Source organism: Paraburkholderia flagellata (assembly GCF_021390645.1).
Classification (GTDB): domain Bacteria; phylum Pseudomonadota; class Gammaproteobacteria; order Burkholderiales; family Burkholderiaceae; genus Paraburkholderia; species Paraburkholderia flagellata.
Window position 1 is genome coordinate 100,198 of the sequence record NZ_JAJEJT010000004.1, and the last position, 19,033, is coordinate 119,230.

The window sequence follows — 19,033 nt, forward strand, 5'->3', positions numbered from 1 at the left end:
ACTTACCCTGCTTCGTTAAGAAACAACCATCGAGAAGACTGTCTCCCGAAAGGGACCTGACCAGACTTTGCGGTCAAGCACAAGCAGGACGAGCGCAATGGCATTCCTGTTCGCTACGGCAACCCATTCTGAATTGCTGCGCGGGGTATCCGGGGCAGAGCCTATACACAGCAAGGACTCCCCTGGACTTTTGCGGAGTTCAGGTGAGCGGAGGTGGCTGTTGGATAGTGACCATGGGTGACTCCGCGGGTCCGTAGGTGGCGTTGCCTTCAAACCTCGCGACGACGTTCAGGGCATTCGCTCCAGCCGGTGGGGTTCCCTGCCAGCTAAAGGCCCCGCCGGCGCCCGCTGAAACAGGCACCCAGACCGGATCAACATTGGAAAACGCGAGCCACAGACGCACCGTCCCGCCGCCGGGGTCGGGGGCGACCTTCCCGTCAAGACGAACGAGGTTGCCATAATCCCAAGAGCCATTCAGCGTCACGTTCACTGCCTTGCGCGGACTTACCTTGAACTGGACACCGCCCCATCTTACGCTGCTATGGTCATCCCGGCGCCAGGTTACAAGGCGGAACTGACGGTCACTTCTGCAGCCCGCGTCGATGATGCTGTCGTCGAGTTCAAGCGTGCAATGAAACAAGACGGTGGTCTTGGGGTTCACATATTGGCCATGCGGGGTGACAGTAAGCTTCATGCCAAATGGCAGACCGTCGGGCTCGAGGTAGGCGTATTCGACGTGCGTAGCGTCATTGTGAACGCTGTAGAGGAATTCAGTCGGCGCATAGGGGCTCGCCTGGAGCGGCACGAAATGATCAACGTTTTTCTGGGCGTGATTGTTTGCGAGCCAGACATCTGCCGTGGCAAGCGCAGAGCCGTCAGAACCGAGAGGTATTTTGTAGTCGGCGACTTCAACCGCAATGCATGTGTGTCCGCCAAAGCCAGCGGGCACGTCCCATTCGAAGACACCGTACGTTGGGGCGTCATGACCGGGCACTTGATCGAGCGTGACGGTGCCCATTGGTTGGAAGTTGCCGCTCCGATCTCCACCACCCGGAGGAACGCACATACTGTATTGCAGTTTCACCTGCTCGGCCTGCACGCCGCCGCGATTGCGAATGCGCGCCACCAGCCAGTGGAGTTCAGTACCTTGTGGTGGCACGTGCACGTCGTCTCCCTGATCTGTTGGCGTACCAACAGGTCGTTGATCGAAGTCAGTCACGCTCTTGCTGGGATTGTCGCCAGCCCAGTCAACGTAGAGGTCTGGATTTTTGTAGTACGGGTTGCTACTTGAGAAATAGAGGTCGATAAAGTCGGTGTTGCTGCGATCCACCTTGACGTGGAAAACGCTTACGGCTCGCACCACTTTGATGTCCACCACGGTGACCGTGATGCCTGCGGCTGGCAATGCGGGGGCCTTGCCAAGATCAAAGCTGTCGCCTGGATTCTGAAGAATGTTGTCGGGGTTCAGTAGCTGACACTCGCGTCGGTAGTTCCCGTTAAAGGCATAGCGTTGGTCGTCATACGCCTGGAGCGCATTAGTGATGATGATTCCCGGCGTGACGGGCAACTGCTGGCTGAACAGGGCGCCTGTCTGGCGAGCTTCTATGAGGTCGTAGACGGCTTCGTCTCCGCCGAGATCCAGCTGAATCAGTTGAACAACTGGCATGTTTGCGCTTGCACCGAATGCGGCGCGCGCATCTGAAGGCATGTTGTCGTCCCACATCTCAATTGGCACGAGCAGCGCTTCTGTCGTGCTTGGGACCTGCGGTTGCGCGGGAGGAATCGTGATGACTCTGTCCGGGGTGATCCAACCGGCCTCCTGTTTGTGGTAGCCGCAGTGATGCGGCTTGCGCCAGTGGTTGCACATGATGGCCCAGTCACCCAAGTACGCGAGGTCCTCGCGATAGCCCGTATGAAAGTACAGGTCGCGAAATCCGATGCAGTGGCCAATCTCGTGACACATCATCGCGACATCGGGTTTGCCGACGTCGGTCGCGGGGAAGGCCGTGTCTCCGGACTGGATAAAGAAGTCAAGGGTCCATACCGCCTGGAGCTGGATTGATGAATCGTCTGAATCAGCGATGGTGGCCATCAGCTCGTAGCCGCGAAAGATGAACGGGCTATTCAGCGGGGTGACGTTCCACATTTCCCAAGGCTGCACAGATTCTGGATCCGCGCTGCTGACTGCCGTATTGACGGGAATCAGCATTGCGCCTTGAGTTTGCGCAAACACAGCCTTAGGGTCCTGGCCGCTGCCAGAGATGAGCTTCGCCGCGGCCGTGAACACGTCGGCAAACAGCTGGCCTCCGTCGCGCACCGCGTCGGCCCAGTCGGGCGTGCTAGCACTGTTTGGCTGCGTTGTGGAACTGGTGAACAGCGCATCCAGGTCTGTCGAGCCGGCTAGCGTGACCGCAGCTGTCGGGCCACCGACCGAGGTGCCCACCGGGATCGTGGTTGTGAGTGCGCCGGAGGCGCCATCAAATGTCACCGACACGTCGTCCACTCGCCGCGTCGAGTCATCGAACCCGGCGTTCTTTTCAGCGATGGCAAACATCAGGTTAAGGTACGACGCAAGAGATGGCCCCGGGGGCTGTGCGCCGGGCATCGCGCCCGCCAGCCCGATCGGATCGGTCCCAACCGCCGTGCCCGTTGCGCCAGTAACGGCAAGAAGTGGACCGGTGTTAGTCGCCCCTGCGACGGTGATGACCATCGTGCCAAAATCTTTGCCCGGCACCGTGAGTATCTTCACGTCAGGCATCGCAAAAAGCCGTGCCGCTTGACCCGCTGCCGTTTCAGCGTTGTGAAGGACCGTGTCCAGATACGTGGCGACTGCGGTGAGTTGGCCGGCCAATGTCGCGTCGTTGTTCAGGGTGATCGTGGCGGCCGTGAATGCGAGTGGCAACGACAGATTCGTGCCGCCCGGCGTCGTCACGTCAAGCGTCAAGGTATCCGCCGGGTCGAACTTCACCTCGACCGGATAGAGGTCCTCCTGGCGGCTAAATGCCAACGCGGCGAACGGGACTGTTAAAGTCGCGGGCGCCAGCATCCCGTCCGGCTGCACCAAAACCTGCAACGATTCCCGCCCGTCAAACACAATGTTCGAACCGGCCGGAATTCCTGTGCGGGTGAGGGTCAGTGTGGCGGGTACATAGGGCGGATAGAAATAGTCTGTGAGGAACGTGCGGGGTAGCTTGATCGGAGGACCCTCCGGACCGATGTCGCGACCGAATACCGAAAACGCGATGTTGTTCAGCGTGCCATAGCTGTTCTCAACATAGTAGTCGTGGACGTGAGGTTCCATCACGCGGTCCAGATAGGCAGCAAACTTGCTAACGTCCGGGTCACCGAAGGTCTGGTTTCCCTCGATGATCGGGAATATCAGCATGTTGATGGGGCCGGTCGGAGACGCGTGTCCGTCTATCAGCGAATCGGTCTGTAGACCGCCATAGAATACGCCGCTGTCCAGCGGCTGCAGTATCGGCACAAGACGGGTGAGTTCGTTGACGTTTTGATCGGCGAGGTCCAGACGGGTAATCTCCATGACGCCGCCGGCCTGCTCCGAGGAGCGCGTGAGCATCACCGGGGCCTCGCGGTCGACCGCGATCGTCGCACCGCCACGGCCAAATTGCCGCTCTTCGACCACCCGGAAGGGGTCAACATGGATCACCGCGACGTTGCGCTGCGCTCGGTCGACGGCGATAACGTAGTCGCCCGTGGGAATGAGGCGATTGACAGGCCAAAGCAGATCCAGCCAGCAGGACCCGACGCCGCCTCCAGGGCCGTTCTTTCCGACACTTCCGCCTTGGCCGACGACTGTGCCGCCACCGCCCGTTGGTGCGCCGGCGCTTCCCTGCTGACAGCCTCCGTCGTTACCTCCGGTCCCGCCCGTCGCCCCCCCTGTGTTGCCGGTCCCTCCTGTGCCGGTCCCCCCCGTTCCTCCCGTGCACCCAGTTCCGCCATTGCAGGCGTTTCCCTTACTGCAGCAGTCGCAGATAGGTAGACGCCGTTCACAACTGCAGACGTCCCCGTGTGCGCGTGCTGCATCACCTTGCGCCGCTGCCTGCCGGTTCGCCTGGTGCAGTGCGGCCTGAACTGGGCGAGCTAGCGACGCTGGCACCGTGCAAACGGTCCCGGCCGTGCGATCGGTGACCGTCACCCAACTGCCCCCCGGGTCGACCTGAAGATCAACGGCTGCATTGGCAAGCTGCTGCTGTGCGAGGACCGCGCCTCGGGCAACATCGATGCGAAGCAAGCGTGCAACGTGATCTGGCGTGCACAACGCGAGAAACGCTTCCGATCGCGAAGACGTCAGTCCTGTCACAGTTCCTGACACGTTGGTCAATACTGAGAGTTGACCAGCCCGAAACAGACCAAGGTTCGCCTGCCCCTTTGTATTCCATGCGACGAGAGGACCCAACCCTGAGTCCGCCAATGCGAAAGCCGCCGCGGGCAATTCAGCGGACCACAGCGGGTGACATTCGGTTGCCGCTTTGCCGTCCCGGAGTTGAAACGACTCGACGCGACGGTCGCCGGCGGCAACGAGTTCGGTGCCGTGGGAGCGCAGAAGAAGGATTGCCCGCGGGCCAAGCGCGGCAAATCTTCCGTGGTGGCGCACGGGCCGGCAATGGCTATAGCGCGCCTCGTGCTGGTGATGGCCCTTCGTTGCGGTGGTGGACATTGCGGGTCCTCCGTGCGGAAAGCGAAGTCGATTCTGACACTCAAACTATGCCTCGCTGAAACACGTTTCTTGATGCGCGAGCGCACGGCGCACGCACGCCTCGACTGCGGCGTGCCCTGCGGGCGCATGTGTGACGTCGCTTGGTCCCAGAGGCGATTGTTCGGAGTCGCGAGTTCATGATTCAGGTGTCGACAAATTCGCACTCCTTATTTATAGAGCACGCAGAGCAAGCGAGTGCAAGATGCCGCTACCGGCTTAGCGATTTGGCCACCGACAATCAAATGAAAACAATTCTTGATGCCTTTTGAAGCGGATTTGAATTAGCGATTTTCAATTGTGACAACAGGCGGCCGGGCAACGCTGATTTGAGGTCGCCAAAAAGAACGAGGCCTACTATCAGTCTGAATGGGTATTGCTAGCCTCGGCGCGCTGGTACGGGCCGCCGCCTCGATGCGTCAAAGGGATCGTTCAACCTGAAGGGGGGCGTTATGCGACAGCCTTCGGGCGTGCTCCTGAAGAATAGAGTTCGCATCTTCATATTTCAAGCCGCCGATGCGCGGATGCTCGTACTTGCTCTTTATTGTGATGTGCTGGCGGCGCCGATGATTCCAATTGCATGTCAGCAATCAAATGCGGTTCAGGATTTCTCCATGGTTTCTTAGGGATAGGCGCGGAGCATCCGTTTGTGACTCTCGCTGAACGTTGAGGCTTCCAGATCTCAGGAAAGAACAACGCCTGCCTTTCCTCGACGGGGGGGCGCTCATATCACCGGACTTCGGGCTGCAAACATGTATCGACGCGATCATTGCTGATGCAAGATCGTGGACATAATGTGCGGCCTACAGATACATTTCGGCCATTGCCGACATCGGGGTGGGTTTGAGTTCTATGTCAGCAACATCGCAGATTACTGACGGCGGTGGCATCGAGCAGCCGAATGTCAGATTCCCGCATCCGCGAACTCACACTCCCGACAGGTTACGGCCGGCTGGGGCTTCGGTGCCGAGGAGCCGGCAGCACATCTCATCTTCGCGTGCTTCGAAGCAAATTGCGGCATCTGGGAACTGGCGGCTTTCCAAGACGACACGCGATGCTAGTCGATGCAAATCGTTATTGCGTCCACCATTTTGTGGAGATGGTAGGTCACGTGAATTTCTACGAGCGTGGGAGCGGAGAGCGCGAAATAAAGAAGTGTTTAATCGATAAATTGACTGAAAACGTCCAGCGAGAGGCGCGCTCTCAAACCGAGAAATTTTCATTGACTCTCCTTTGTGGTTTAGCAGGAACCACCGGAGGATGCGAATGCCGGAGACATGTAGCAGGACATCGCAACCTCTTTGAGCGCTCGATAGGACAACGGGAGGAACTTATACCATTACCTCGGCGGCCTCGTGCGCGGTCCGCACCGCGATTTCATTGGCATCCGTACGGTAATAGGGCTGTCTGCGCTCAACATGGACCAGAATGGTCAGAGGTGCCAATCCCAACGATGCGCGCCGGATACGCCTATATCGTAACTGATCCCAAAAGCATGTCCGCGTGAGGTTTTGCCGTGACCACCTCTGAGTTCACGATCCGATGCCTGCAACCAGACGAATGGCGTTTGTTAAAGGCTCTCCGTCTGAGGGCGCTTGGTTGCGACCCTCAGTCGTACTGGGAGACTGTGGAAGAAGCCAGCGCTCGCGACGACGCGTACTGGAATACCTTCGCCAGAAAAGTCACTACGCTGGAGGGGTCCAGAATGTTCATCGTTGTGCATCCTGAAAGCGTTGCCGCTTTCGTCTTCGGCGTTAAGAAGGACAATGACGAATATAGCGTCGGGGGCCTTTGGGTCGATCCGGTTCACCGACGAAAAGGATTTGGGAGCTTGCTGGTGCAACAGGTCGTCACATGGGCAAGAGCAGATTCGCATTCTGCGGTAATCCGTCTCTGGTGCCATACTGGGTCGTCGCTATCGTTCTATCAGCGTAACGGCTCTCAATCTTTGGATAGATATCGGATCAACGGCTTTGATGGGCGGCGGATAGTTGAGATGGAGTGGCGTGGCACTTAACGGTCGTGCGCGCTGTCATAGTCTCTTGGTGACGTGGACGGAAGTCCGGTTGACTCTCTGAGAGCCGCGGCCAGGATCGTAAGATGGCGACTGGCAGAAGTGGGTTGTGGATTGAACCGGTCAATGCAACGCAATAGCGGCTGCGTGAGCAGCGGGAGCGTTGCACATGAAGCAGAGACCCCGGATCTATTACAGCGAAAACCAGAAGGCACTAATGTGGGAACGCCGGCTCTGAGGCGGAGGTCCAGCGCGCAGTGGCGGACTGCGTGGAGCTCGGTCTGTTCAGCGCATATCAGATGGACGCCCAGGAGGCCTTCACACGCTACGCGCAGGGGCCCATGTTTGAGGATGAAATCCGCGCCGCGGTTGTCGATGATATCCGGCGCATCTATGTGCGTGTGCGGGAGCAACTGGCGCTGTGCGATTTCAGTGTGCTTTACGGTTTGCCCATGCCGCTGCTCATCAGCGAGGCGCCCTTCATCGACTGGCGCGTGCGCGCTAGTCCGGTCCTTCCGTTCGTATCGCTTCCTCTTGGACCTTACTGCCTGCTGGTGGGCGCGCCCTCGGGCAAAAAAAACCGAATCGGCCCGGTGGCCTGGAAAGCTGCCGCCGCGATGGGTCCATTGAAGGACCACAATCGCCACATCGTGGAGCAAGCACGCTTGTGGCTGGTAGGGGAAGATCATGAGAAGTGGACTTCTAGGTGGTTGTGATCGACTGCTTGAGGGGCTACCAAGCATTGAGAAAGCCTCCACCGGGGAGTGGGCCGTGCTCGGCCTGCTCATCGCAGTGATCTCGATACTTGCATTGGCACCCTTCCGCAAGACCAGCGGCCGGGTACGGGTGTTCGCGCGATGCGGGAAGGGCGCCCGGCAAGGTCACCGCGCCGGCCAGCGCGACAAGATTGAAAGTGTGCTGGGTGGGTAAGTGTAGCGGCCCGATTACATCGGTCATTTCGGATATATTCGCTCAGACTGGGGCACTACCTGGGGAGCTAGCAATGAGTCTTCGCGGATGGGACAAAGGCTTGGCGGCCGCTGGATTGATCATCGCTGTTGGCGTAGCGGTAGCGCAAACGCCGGAAGGAAATATTCGGGACTTGATTGCTATCGGCATCACGGTTGTGTGCGCGATCGCCGCGATTGTATTGCTTCGGCCGAACGCGAATGAAGAGGACGCAAGACAACTCAACCTCCTCCGCACGCGAACGTCCGACCGCGACATCGCATTTCTGCGCATGGGAGCGAGCGCAATAACCTTCCCAGAGACGCTGAGTAGAAATTCCGTAACGCTCGCCCCAGTCGGAGAAAAGTGGGAAGCAGAATCGAACGAGAAGGCCGCTGAAAGGGCCGAAAAGCTGATATCGCTGCGCCTGATGGAGCGAAGAGGTTCTGAAGTCGAGACGTCTAACCTAGGACGCGCGCTGATAGCGTTCGACGACGCACTAAAAATGCGGAATCAAGTCCGACCGGAATGAGACCTCTGCACCGCCCGCGCATATGCTGGCGCAAATGGATTTGACGTTCGATCCTTCTCAATAGGGCAAGCGCAGCGCGTCAGGCCGTAGGCAAAACGCCGTGAGCAGACGGTGGGCAACTACGGAACCCAGGCCAACAAGCAAGAACGTACGTGTTCCCCGCGCCAGAATCAGTTGCCAGCACGGCTGAAAACTGATCGACGTCAAACGACCTGTACGGCGAGGCGCGCGCAGCAGAACGGTCATAGATAGACACGAGTCGCGATTGTGGCGATGGCAGAGCCCAGCCTCCGACGAACAATCTCGACTTCTCAGTTTGGCCAGTCGCAGTCGCTGGCCATCGCATCGAGATGGCCTATGGAGCGTCGCGCCGAGATCCGTTCGTGGCCATTATGCAAAGGCAAGCCGCAATCCGGTTTCAGGTGCCGCCCCGTTGCACGGTGATTGGCCCAACTTCTGTCATTCGAAGAAGCCACGTCAATTCTTGACACCCATAAGCAAACCGGGTGTTCAGGCGGACAAGCCGCCCGAGCCGGATAAAAGACGTGACAGCTGACTTCGGCGCCCATTTCATTACAAATTCCAAACGCGAATCTGTACCTGCCGATGCCAACGCTATTTGTTCGAGACACGGCACTGCGTATCCGGCAATATGTCCCTATCCCGTCGCGGATTGAAGCCTTGGGGAAAGCGCCCTGCCGTCGATTCAATCAATAGTTATCAGCCACTGTGCCCGGACACGAATCCTGAGCACTGCAGCGTATTAAATTGAGGAAATCAAGCGAAACATCGATCGATTGGAGGTGAGACATGGGCAGTGCGGCAAAGTTTGTTCCATCAGAAAGAATGGATGAACTTCAGACACTCGATGTTGGCTCGTTCGCGCATCACGGGATATCGTGCGCCCACTTTCTTCGCACGTGGACCGACCCGAACCCTCTCGAACCGAATCCCATCATCGACAGTTTCATGGTGATCATCCCCATGCAGTTCGTCCCTGCACACGGCGGGTGGATGGATGGCCGAAGACTGGAGTTTCCCGCGCATCCCGCAGGCTCAGTTGGATATGTGGACTGGCGCCAGTGTTGGGTCGCCGATCTTCACGCCCCATTTGAGACCATGAATTTCTTCATACCTTTGAGTTCCCTGCACGAACTGTCCGACGAGTTCGGGAGGCCGCGCGTTGACTCACTCAGCTGCCACGCCTCGACGCAAGCCGAAGTAGACGACCACGCGCTCGGCCTGGCAGCCTCGATGTTGCCAATCCTGCGGCGCCCACACGAAGCTTCCGCCTTGCTTGCCGACTACGTGTTCGGAGCCATCCGCCTTCATATGGCAGTTCGGTATGGCGGTTTGCGGGTGACCGAGCGTCGCCGTGGCGGCAAGCTTGCGGCATGGCAGCAACGGCGGAGCATGGAAATCATGCTCGACGATCTCGCAGCCGACGTCGACGTAGAAGCAGTGGCTTCCGCTTGCGGTCTCTCGAGCCGTCAGTTCGAGCGAGCCTTCCGTATGACGACCGGCATGCCACCGCATCGCTGGCGGCTAGCGCAGCGCGCTCGGCGCGCTCGCGAGTTACTCGATTCAACGGCCCTTTCTCTTGCCGAGATCGCCCAAATTTGCGGTTTCGCCGACCAGAGTCATCTAAGCCGGGTATTCACCGCCGCAAACGGCGTGACGCCTAGCGCGTACCGGCGCATGCGCGCATCGTGAAAGACAGATCGACGGCGTGACGCTCCCATACAAAAACGCCGGTCTCGTCCAATACGAGCAATAACGGATCGCCCACACTTGCTCCAACACAGGAGGAGCGAACATGGGACCGAGCCGTGAGTACGTGAAGTTCGACCTGCCAGACGGGCAGATGAGTGCTTACGTGGCGCGCCCGCAAAAAACCGCGCCAGTAGTCGTCGTGCTGCAGGAGATCTTCGGCGTGAACGCCGACATGCGAGCCACCTGTAACGAACTCGCTGATCAGGGTTTCATCGCTATTGCGCCGGATCTGTTCTGGCGCGACGCCCCCGGTCTCGACCTCAACAGCTGGAACGAAGCGGAGTGGCAACGAGGGCTCGAGCTATACAACAAATATGACCGCGATCTCGGTGTTCGGGATGTGCAGGCGGTCGTTCATGCGGCGCGTCAACTCGAAGGCGCGTCGGGTCGCGTCGGCGTGATGGGCTTTTGCCTCGGCGGCCTGCTGACCTTCCTTGCGGCTGCCCGGTGCGACGTGGATGCCAGTTGTGCCTATTACGGCGCAGAGACGGATACCTACCTAGGCGAAATGCCATCGGTCCGGATGCCCCTGCTGATGCATCTGGCCGAAAACGACGAATTTATGCCTCGGCCCGCACAACAAAGGATCCGTGACGCGGCGCGCATCCACACGCTCGTCACGACGCACAGCTATGCCGGCTGCCATCACGCGTTTGCCCGCCACACGGGCGTTCACTACGACGCGCTCGCAACATCCACCGCGAATGCACGCTCCTACGCGTTCCTTACCGAACATCTTTCCCACTGAACGGAGAATCTACGTGAACCAGATTCACAACCCTCACGGCGCCATCGATACACCGACCCGGTACGTAGAGACCAACGGCCGCAAGCTTGCCTATCGCTCGATTGGCGCCGGCGAGCCCCTCATCCTGTGTGTGCGCTTTCGTGGCGTGCTTGACGTTTGGGACCCGGCTTTTCTCGATGCCCTCGCCGAGCGCTTTCAGGTCGTGACGTTCGACTATTCGGGACTGGGTTCATCGACCGGTGAAGCCAGCTACGATCCACGCTCACTCGCTCAGGACGTGATCGACCTCGCCGACGCACTGGACCTGAAGACGTTTTTCCTGGGTGGGTGGTCGCTGGGTGGGCAAGCCGCTCAGGTGGTGGCGATTACGCATCCAGAGCGTGTGCGCAAGCTGATCCTCATCGGAACGGCGCCTCCGGGCAAGGTCCAGCACTTGCCAGAGCAGGCGTTCTTTGAGCGCGCGCTCAAATTCGACAACGATCTCGATGACGAAATCGTACTGTTTTTCGAGCCCGCGTCGGAACGCAGTCGTGCCGCCGCGAAAGCCTCGCGCGAGCGGATTGCCCAGCGCAACTCCGATCGCAGCCCCGTTGTTGCGGAAGAAACCTATCTGCGGCTCTTGCAAAGCAGCGCCGGCCCCGCGGACGAGTTGTTCATCGATAGAGGCGACTACCGCGAGACACTTGCAGCGTCCTCCATACCCATGCTTGTGATCTCGGGCGACCACGAAATCGTCTTCCCCGTTCAGAACTGGTTCGCAATGATCCCGTCATGGCGATCCTTGCACCTTTTCTTAATCCCGCAAGCCGGGCACGGCCCGCACCATCAGGAACCGCGCCTGTGCGCCGATCTCATTGTCAGCTTCGCCGCGACAGCAAACTGAAATTCCGCCAGGAGGATTGAACGATGAACAGCATCAAGACCCACGACGGCACCACCCTTTTTTACAAGGACTGGGGCACCGGACAGCCCGTTGTGTTTCACCACGGCTGGCCTCTGACTTCGGACGACTGGGACGCGCAGATGCTGTTTTTTCTCTCGCACGGTTACCGCGTCATCGCACACGACAGGCGTGGTCACGGCCGTTCGACCCAGACTTGGACGGGCAACGACATGGACACCTACGCGGCGGACGTCGACGAACTCGTTACCGCGCTCAATCTACGCGACGCCATACATATCGGGCACTCAACGGGAGGCGGAGAGGTGACTCGATACGTCGCGCGTCACTCAAAGGGGCGAGTCGCAAAAGCGGTGCTGCTTGGGGCAGTGCCACCCATCATGGTGAAAAGCGAGGTGAACCCGGGAGGACTGCCCATCGAGGTGTTCGACAGCTTTCGCAAAGCGTTTCTCGATGACCGCGCGCAATTCTTCCTGGACGTACCGTCTGGCCCATTCTATGGATTCAATCGCACGGGTGCCAGGGTATCCAAAGGCGTTATCGAAAACTGGTGGAGGCAGGGAATGATGGGCGGAGCCAAGGCCCTGTACGACTGCATCAAGGCATTTTCCGAAACGGATTTCACGGAGGACCTCAAGCGCATCGAGGTACCCACGCTCGTCTTGCACGGAGACGACTACCAGATCGTTCCGCTCGCCGACTCGGCACCGCTTTCAGCCAAGCTGCTCAAACGAGCGACGTTGAGGATTTATCCCGGATTTCCGCACGGCATGGCGACGACTCATCCAGAGCAAATCAATGCAGACCTGCTCGAATTCGTTCGTGCGGCCTGAGACGTTCTCAGGACCGACGATCTCAATCGGGCTCTCGGCTCAGACCTAACTGAGAGGAAGTCATGTCGACGCTATCGCCGTTGGGTACGTTCCACACGCTCGTAAGTCTCGTGGCACTGATCTGTGGTTTCGCTTCGATATTTCGCTCTGGGTTCATCCGTACGCAAACGTGGCTGGGCAAAGCGTACCTTTTCAGCACGGCGATTACCGCGGCCACCGGTCTCTTCATTTTCCATCATGGCGGCTTTGGCAAGCCGCACGTTCTCAGCATCCTGACATTGATTGCGCTGGTCGTGGCTGCCTCGGCTGGAACCCGGTTTAGTCATCATCCCCTCTCAATCTACATCGAAGTGGTCGGATATAGCGCGACCCTGCTCTTTCACTTCATCCCCGGGATCACAGAAACCGGGCTAAGGCTTCCTCCCGGCGCTCCCTTATTCACTAGCCCGGACGCGCCGGCTTTGAAGCTTATCTATGGCGCTCTCTTCTTGATCTTCCTGATCTACGCAAGCGCGCAATGTATTTTGCTAAAGGGGTATGCATCACGCAGTCCGACGTTGGAGTGAAGGAACACTGGGTGCGCCGCTTCGAAGCGGCGCAAAGTTCAGCGGCGGTCTAAGAACGCTCTAACTGGGGGGTTGCAATGGAAAATCGGACGGATAGTCCCAAGCCTGCGAAGTGGGACTTCACACCCTTCAGGTACGTGAGGAACCGGCAAGAGATAGTGCGGCAGTTTACGCCGAGCTGGTTTGCGATGACCATGGGCAACGGTATTGTCTTTCTCGTCTTGCTCGCGTTACCGTTTAAGTACCGTGGGTTGTTCGCAATAGCGGAAGCGCTCTGGTTGCTCGCCAGCCTGCTGTTCGTTACGTTTACCGTGCTAGTTGTCGCGAGACTGATATGGTTTCCCGAAACCATTCGGCCGTTGCTCGACCATCCAGTACAGTCGATGTTTCTCGGTGCAATTCCGATGGGTATGGTGCCGGTGATCAATGGCTTGAGCATTTTCGGCCCTCCCATCTTCGGCGCGAGGGCGCCTGGCATCGCACAGGCATTCTGGTGGTTCGACGCTGCACTGGCCGTTTCGGTTGCATGCTTCGTGCCATTCCGGATGTTTTCGACACAACACCACTCTGCCGATCAAATGACAGCCGTGTGGCTATTGCCAGTCGTGGCGCCCGAAGTGGTGGCGTCAAGCGCAGGCGTACTCGCTCCTCGCCTCCCGAGGGGCGCTGCCCAGTTGATGTTGGGAACCGGCTACCTGCTATGGGCGATTTCGATACCGCTGGCGTTCTCGATCCTCACGATCATGTTTATGCGCCTGACGCTCTATAAACTGCCTCATGGTGATCTGGCGGCATCATCGTGGCTTCCGCTGGGCCCGATCGGCACAGGGTCCTTGGGATTATTGCTGCTTGGCAACGCGGCTCCTGCTGCATTTGCCGGTTCTGCGCTCGCCCCGGTCGCGGTTGTTGCGCGAGACGCAGGTTTGCTCGGCGGTTTGCTTCTTTGGGGCGCGGGGCTGTGGTGGCTTGTAATCGCCGTGATAATGACTGTTCGTTATTTCCTTGAAGGCATAACTTTCAATATGGGGTGGTGGGGATTCACGTTCCCGATCGGCGTTTACGCCGGGTCGACATTCGCGTTGTACGGATCAACACAGTTCGTTGTGTTTGCGGCGTTTGGCACCGTTTTGACCTGTGCGCTGGGCGGATTTTGGCTACTGGTTGTTCTCCATACCGTCAAGGGGATATGGCAAGGGAACCTGTTTCACGCTCCCTGTCTCGTTAAGCGTGGCGACTGAGGCTGTTGGAAGCAGACACCCAAGCATCGTCGCTGGCTGAGAGGAACGATGCGAAGGTGCCAAATCGAAGGACTGTTGCAGTCGCTAGAGCGGACCATGTTATCGGTTGCACATGAAAGGCAGGAACGGGTCGATACGACCCATTCGGTCCCCGGAGAACCGCATCGAACACCGGCGCACTGACCTAGAAGCTGCCGACTGCGCGCGTACCCCGGAATGTTCGCCCGAACCTTGACATAACAGCCCGTGCGTCACGGTTGTATCGCCAGGCGGCTCCCCCGTCGCCCGACCACCGGGCGCGCCGCAACCGGTGAGCTGAATCGGGAGCCAGCGGCCCTGATGACCTTGCACCAGCCGCGGGTCGAGTGGCTGACCCACGCCGGGCTTTGCGCGGCCGTGGCCTGCGGTCGCGACATCTCAGGAAAATAAGACGGAGCGCCCCTGGTTGTCGGCGGTGAATTTTACGTGGTACAAGAAAAGCCTCACGCTCAGCTGAACGTGACAACAGCGTAAAACTTTTTGGAAAATTCAGGAAAATGGCGACAGGTATTGTGAAGTGGTTCAATGATGCAAAGGGCTTTGGCTTCATTACGCCGGATGGCGGCGGCGAAGATCTGTTCGCGCATTTCTCTGAAATCCAGGGAAACGGCTTCAAGTCCCTTCAGGAAAACCAGAAGGTCAGTTTCGAAGTGAAGCAGGGCCCCAAGGGCAAGCAGGCCGCGAACATCACGCCGCAGTAACAAACCATCAACCCGCTTGTCCGGGATCATCGGCCAGCCTTCGCTGGCCGATCGTCTTTCCGCGCACCGTCGCTTCGCGATCACGCGCCCGGCGCGCGTTTTCGCTACTGGTCGACTGGCACGCGGTCGTGGTCTATGGCTCTTGGTGGCCTGTGCCAGCCTCGGCGACGCGACCTGCCTCAAGAGTAGTCGACCTGACACCGGCTAGTGCGCATCCCTGCTAGTTCGTCCCGAACGCGCAGATGCTCCGGATGCGTCGCGTATGCCTCCAACGCGTCGTGGTCGCCAAACTCGGAATAGAGCACGACATCGCATGCATAGTCGATACGGCTAATGTCAATGCCGATCTCGAGCCGGATCATTCCAGGAATTTTTCCGTTAAGGCCTTCGAACGCCTTTTTGACGAGGTTAGCCACGTCGGCCTTCTCTGCCGCCGACTGCCCGCGAAGGTTCCACATTACGATATGCTTGATCACATCTGCACCTATGGTTTGAACTAGAAGCGTGTCGAAACACCGACGCGAGCGAGCACCTGTGAACCGGTCGTCGACGCGCTGCCCGGCTGGTTCAGCGCGTTGATCCACGCCTGTGTGACCGGTCCGTCTCCGCTCGCGTGCTGATAAATGCCCTCTGCGTAGAGGAAGGTACGCTTCGACAGGTGATACTGGACCACCCCGCTGAGCTGATGTGCCCGATTGTTATCCAGCACCTCGTTGCCCTGCATGAACGAATAGTCCAGACCCGCCGTCCAGACTGCGGTGATATTCCACTGCACACCGGTCTTGTAGACGTCAATCTTTGCGCCGCTCGCTGTATTCGCGGTGTTCGTGTAAAGCAGCATCGCGAGCACGGGCCCGAACTGGTAGTGTCCGCCAAATCCAAAATTGCGGATGCTCCCATTGAGCCCCTCATACAGGCCCGAGTACCTGACGTTGACGAACGCTGCGCCCAGTCCAAGCGGGCCGTTGGCATAGTCAATTCCGAAGCTCATCGTCGAGTTCGCGGTAAAGTCACCCGCGACTCCGCCGAATCCGTACAGCGCACCGATGTGAATCCCGTATATATCAGGACTACGATATTTAACCGAGTTGGCGACACGGGTTGCGCCGCCCATCCGGTCGAAATCGAACGACCCCGTTGGATTGTCCGGCACGCCAAGCGACGTGAATGGTCCCTGCCGGAAGTCATAAATGCCACCAGCGAGAAACGCACCGTCGAACAAGCCGAGCGTCAGCGTCTCAAACATGAAGTCGTACTGGTTTCCTAATGTCAGCGTGCCGAGCCGGTCATTCGACAATCCAACGTAGGCCGTGCGATTAAACAGCGCGCCTGCACCGGGAATCATGGCGCCGCTGGCGAGGTCAAACTGCGAGGTCAGCTCGAAAAGCGCACGGCTGCCGCCACCCAGTTCCTCCGTGCCTTTCAACGTCAGCAGGTTCGGCGCGAAGATGCCGGTATCGAGGAATGTCTTCGACCCGCCTTGCTGATTGTTCACGTACGTCACACCTGCGTCGAGCAGGCCAAAGATCGTCACGCTGCCCTGCGCGGATGCTGCCGTGGACATGGTCAGCGCAATAAGGCCTGCGCACAGTGAAATCCTGCTGTGCTTCATCTCTATGGTCTCCTGTGCCGCGCGGTTGCGCCGGCCTGTGCCAGCACAACTGCGTCAGCGTTCGTGCCGTTCTTTTAAGGCTGATGCGTCATTCAGCAATTCCAGAGCCGAGCGGCACGGGCGCGCGCCGCGAAGTGCGAACCGGGGCGGTTTCCTTCAGCGAGAGCGCGACCACGAACCCAACCACGAGTGCGACCAGTGCGAAATGCATCGTGTGCGCGATTCCGTAGTGCTTGGCTACATACCCCGCGAGAGCCGGCGCGACACCACCGCCAAAGACCTCACCGACACCGATTACGAGACCGGATGCTGTCGTCATCAACCGGGCCGGCACCGACTCGGCGCTGATCGGACCGACTGTCAGCGTGATCAACGCAAAGACAAAGAACAACGTCATGAAGAGCCATGCGAACAGCTTCGGCGGATTGGTATCGCATTGCATCAGCAGCGCGAGGAACACCAGTGCACCCGCCACGGAGAGGATCATCACCGGCTTGCGGCCGAGGCGGTCAGAGAGCGACGGCATCACCAGCGCACCCAGCGCGCCACCGAAACCAATTGCCGAGAGGACAAAACCCATCTGCTCGATGTCCAGATGCAGCGACTCGGTGAGGTAGCTCGGCAGAAACGCTGGGAGGATCACGAGGTTCGTCACCCAGCAGAACATGCCGATGATGTTGAGCGGAATGTTCCGGTATCGGAATACGTCCGACCACCTGTGCCGTGCGGCGTCGTGAGTCTGTGTGTGGCGTGCCGCTGTCTTCGCATCGCTGTTTCGCAGGCATCGGTAAAGCAGGTACGCAACGACGAGACCCGGCACGGCCGCGAGTGCAAAGATCCAGTGCCACGGCACGACCTTCAGCAACTGCGTGACGAGAATCGGCGCGACGCCCAAGCCGAGCAACGGCATCATCGTTTGTTGAAGTCCGACGTTGAAGCCGTGCCGCGACGGTTTGGACGCATCGATCGTCGCGATAATACTCACCGGCGTATAGGCGCCCTCGGAGAACCCCATCAGCACGCGGATCAGGATCAATGTGCCGAGGCCCGCCGCAAAACCGCTCGCGCTGCACAGCACCGAAAACACCAGCATCGCCGGAATGATCACCTTCCGATGTCCAATGCGATCCGAAAGGCTGCCCATGAAAATCGACGCAAAGCCCCACGCAACTGCCAGGGCGCCGGCAATATAGCCGAGGTCCTGATAGTCGAAATGGCGTTCGTGCATCATGATCGGAAAGAGCGGCATGATCATGAAGCGATCAATACCCACCAGGCCGAACCCGATTGACAACAGCGCAACCGCCTTCCACTCATAGGCCGTATCCCAGGCCTCACCAGACTTCGTCATGTTTCGTCTCCTTGGATATGTCTGCAATTGGGTCGAACTGATCTGCTCGATTTATTTTGCATTGCTTATTAATATGCGCACTCTTCTGTCGGCTTTTCTCGTTCGATCTGGACCTGCCGACGCCGGGGGCGACGGGCCCGTGATCCACCTTAGCCGCCGGACAGCTCTGTCAAGCGGCGCACAGCGCACAGCAACGTCACGCTCCAGCGGTTCCGCTGCTGCCAATGGGGGCCAGCACGAAGTCAAACGGGGAACGCCAGACCGTGCTGCCATCGCTGACGCGTTCGAACGGCGCCACCAGCGTCTCCTTGACGCCGAAGACAGCATCGGAGTTGAGGTACGCGTCGTCGCCCGCGAACGTGTGCGTCACGATCCTCTCAAAGCCGGGCGCAGTCACGATGAAATGCATGTGCGCGGGCCGGTACGGATGCCGCCCGAGCGCGGCGAGCATCTTGCCCACCGGTCCGTCGTCTGGAATCGGGTACGACACAGGCTTGATGCCGATAAAGCGGTAATGCCCATCCGCGCCCGTCGTAAAAATGCCGCGATTGTTCCACTTCGGCTGGATGTCCGGTTGCTGGACGTCGTAAAAGCCGTCCGGGTTGTCGGACCATACGTCGAGCCGCGCACCGACCACCGGATTGCCATTGATGTCTACCACGCGCCCTTCGAACGCGCAGGTTTCGCCCTTGCCGTCGAGCGTGATGGAGGCACCCATCTCCCGCTCGGTCGCGCCCACGACATGGAACGGGCCGAGCACGGTGTTCTCGGTCGCGCCAGCAGGGCGACGGTGGTTGATCGCATCAACCAGCATCGACGCCCCCAATGTGTCGCTCAGCAGAATGAACTCCTGGCGCTCGTTGCCGCAAATCTGCCCGGTGCGGGTCAGGAAACCGATTGCGGCCTCCCACTCCTCCTGCGTGAGCTGGACGTCCTTGATAAACGCGTGAAGGTGCTTCACGAGCGATGCCATGACGGTTTTCAGGCGCGGCTCGACGTCTGCGCCCATGCGTGCATTGACTGTCTGAGCCGAGCCCTCTTCGGTAAAGAACTGTGACATGTT

15 protein-coding genes and 1 pseudogene are annotated in these 19,033 nt (G+C 59.1%); 11 read left to right on the forward strand and 5 right to left on the reverse strand.

Annotated features, from left to right (window positions below):
- Positions 1 to 199: 199 nt before the first annotated feature.
- Positions 200 to 4,678: a metallopeptidase domain-containing protein gene (locus L0U83_RS31110; protein ID WP_233888041.1), complete on the reverse strand. Its 4,479-nt coding sequence runs from the start codon at positions 4,676 to 4,678 to the stop codon at positions 200 to 202.
- Between the two features lie 1,663 nt (positions 4,679 to 6,341).
- On the opposite strand from L0U83_RS31110, the gene L0U83_RS31115 reads away from it, so the two are divergent.
- From L0U83_RS31115 to L0U83_RS31165, 11 genes and pseudogenes are all read left to right on the forward strand, one after another.
- Positions 6,342 to 6,731 (forward strand): GNAT family N-acetyltransferase, encoded by a 390-nt coding sequence (locus tag L0U83_RS31115; protein ID WP_308445090.1) that lies wholly within the window; start codon positions 6,342 to 6,344, stop codon positions 6,729 to 6,731.
- A gap of 224 nt (positions 6,732 to 6,955) precedes the next feature.
- Positions 6,956 to 7,405, forward strand: a pseudogene (locus L0U83_RS31120) (hypothetical protein); the annotation flags it as partial.
- A 94-nt stretch (positions 7,406 to 7,499) separates the two neighbouring features.
- On the forward strand, positions 7,500 to 7,658 hold the full coding sequence (locus L0U83_RS31125; RefSeq protein WP_233888043.1) for a hypothetical protein: 159 nt from the start codon (positions 7,500 to 7,502) through the stop codon (positions 7,656 to 7,658).
- A gap of 73 nt (positions 7,659 to 7,731) precedes the next feature.
- Complete coding sequence (locus L0U83_RS31130) at positions 7,732 to 8,208, forward strand: hypothetical protein (RefSeq protein WP_233888044.1); 477 nt, start codon at positions 7,732 to 7,734, stop codon at positions 8,206 to 8,208.
- Positions 8,209 to 9,054: 846 nt separating this feature from the next.
- Complete coding sequence (locus L0U83_RS31135; RefSeq protein ID WP_233888045.1) at positions 9,055 to 9,921, forward strand: AraC family transcriptional regulator; 867 nt, start codon at positions 9,055 to 9,057, stop codon at positions 9,919 to 9,921.
- A gap of 124 nt (positions 9,922 to 10,045) precedes the next feature.
- Positions 10,046 to 10,729, forward strand: coding sequence for a dienelactone hydrolase family protein (locus L0U83_RS31140; RefSeq protein ID WP_233888046.1), 684 nt, complete (start codon positions 10,046 to 10,048; stop codon positions 10,727 to 10,729).
- A gap of 13 nt (positions 10,730 to 10,742) precedes the next feature.
- On the forward strand, positions 10,743 to 11,612 hold the full coding sequence (locus L0U83_RS31145) for an alpha/beta fold hydrolase (protein WP_233888047.1): 870 nt from the start codon (positions 10,743 to 10,745) through the stop codon (positions 11,610 to 11,612).
- A gap of 23 nt (positions 11,613 to 11,635) precedes the next feature.
- Positions 11,636 to 12,463, forward strand: a complete 828-nt coding sequence (locus L0U83_RS31150; RefSeq protein WP_233888048.1) for an alpha/beta fold hydrolase — start codon at positions 11,636 to 11,638, stop codon at positions 12,461 to 12,463.
- 62 nt (positions 12,464 to 12,525) lie between these two features.
- Positions 12,526 to 13,029, forward strand: coding sequence for a DUF2306 domain-containing protein (locus tag L0U83_RS31155; protein WP_233888049.1), 504 nt, complete (start codon positions 12,526 to 12,528; stop codon positions 13,027 to 13,029).
- 158 nt (positions 13,030 to 13,187) lie between these two features.
- The gene (locus L0U83_RS31160) at positions 13,188 to 14,267 is read left to right on the forward strand and encodes a TDT family transporter (RefSeq protein WP_308445103.1); all 1,080 of its coding nucleotides are present in this window, start codon (positions 13,188 to 13,190) and stop codon (positions 14,265 to 14,267) included.
- Between the two features lie 536 nt (positions 14,268 to 14,803).
- Entirely contained in the window at positions 14,804 to 15,007 is a 204-nt protein-coding gene (locus L0U83_RS31165) for a cold-shock protein (protein ID WP_233888051.1), read from the forward strand.
- 179 nt (positions 15,008 to 15,186) lie between these two features.
- Here the strand turns inward: L0U83_RS31165 and L0U83_RS31170 are convergent, their stop codons facing one another.
- The 4 genes from L0U83_RS31170 to L0U83_RS31185 all read right to left on the reverse strand — a co-directional run bounded on the left by L0U83_RS31170 (position 15,187) and on the right by L0U83_RS31185 (position 19,030).
- Positions 15,187 to 15,483: a Dabb family protein gene (locus L0U83_RS31170; RefSeq protein WP_233888052.1), complete on the reverse strand. Its 297-nt coding sequence runs from the start codon at positions 15,481 to 15,483 to the stop codon at positions 15,187 to 15,189.
- Between the two features lie 20 nt (positions 15,484 to 15,503).
- Complete coding sequence (locus L0U83_RS31175) at positions 15,504 to 16,619, reverse strand: porin (protein WP_233888053.1); 1,116 nt, start codon at positions 16,617 to 16,619, stop codon at positions 15,504 to 15,506.
- Between the two features lie 88 nt (positions 16,620 to 16,707).
- A complete protein-coding gene (locus L0U83_RS31180; RefSeq protein ID WP_233888054.1) occupies positions 16,708 to 17,970 on the reverse strand; it encodes an MFS transporter in 1,263 nt (420 codons plus the stop codon).
- 196 nt (positions 17,971 to 18,166) lie between these two features.
- The gene (locus L0U83_RS31185) at positions 18,167 to 19,030 is read right to left on the reverse strand and encodes an intradiol ring-cleavage dioxygenase (RefSeq protein WP_233888055.1); all 864 of its coding nucleotides are present in this window, start codon (positions 19,028 to 19,030) and stop codon (positions 18,167 to 18,169) included.
- Positions 19,031 to 19,033 lie beyond the last annotated feature (3 nt).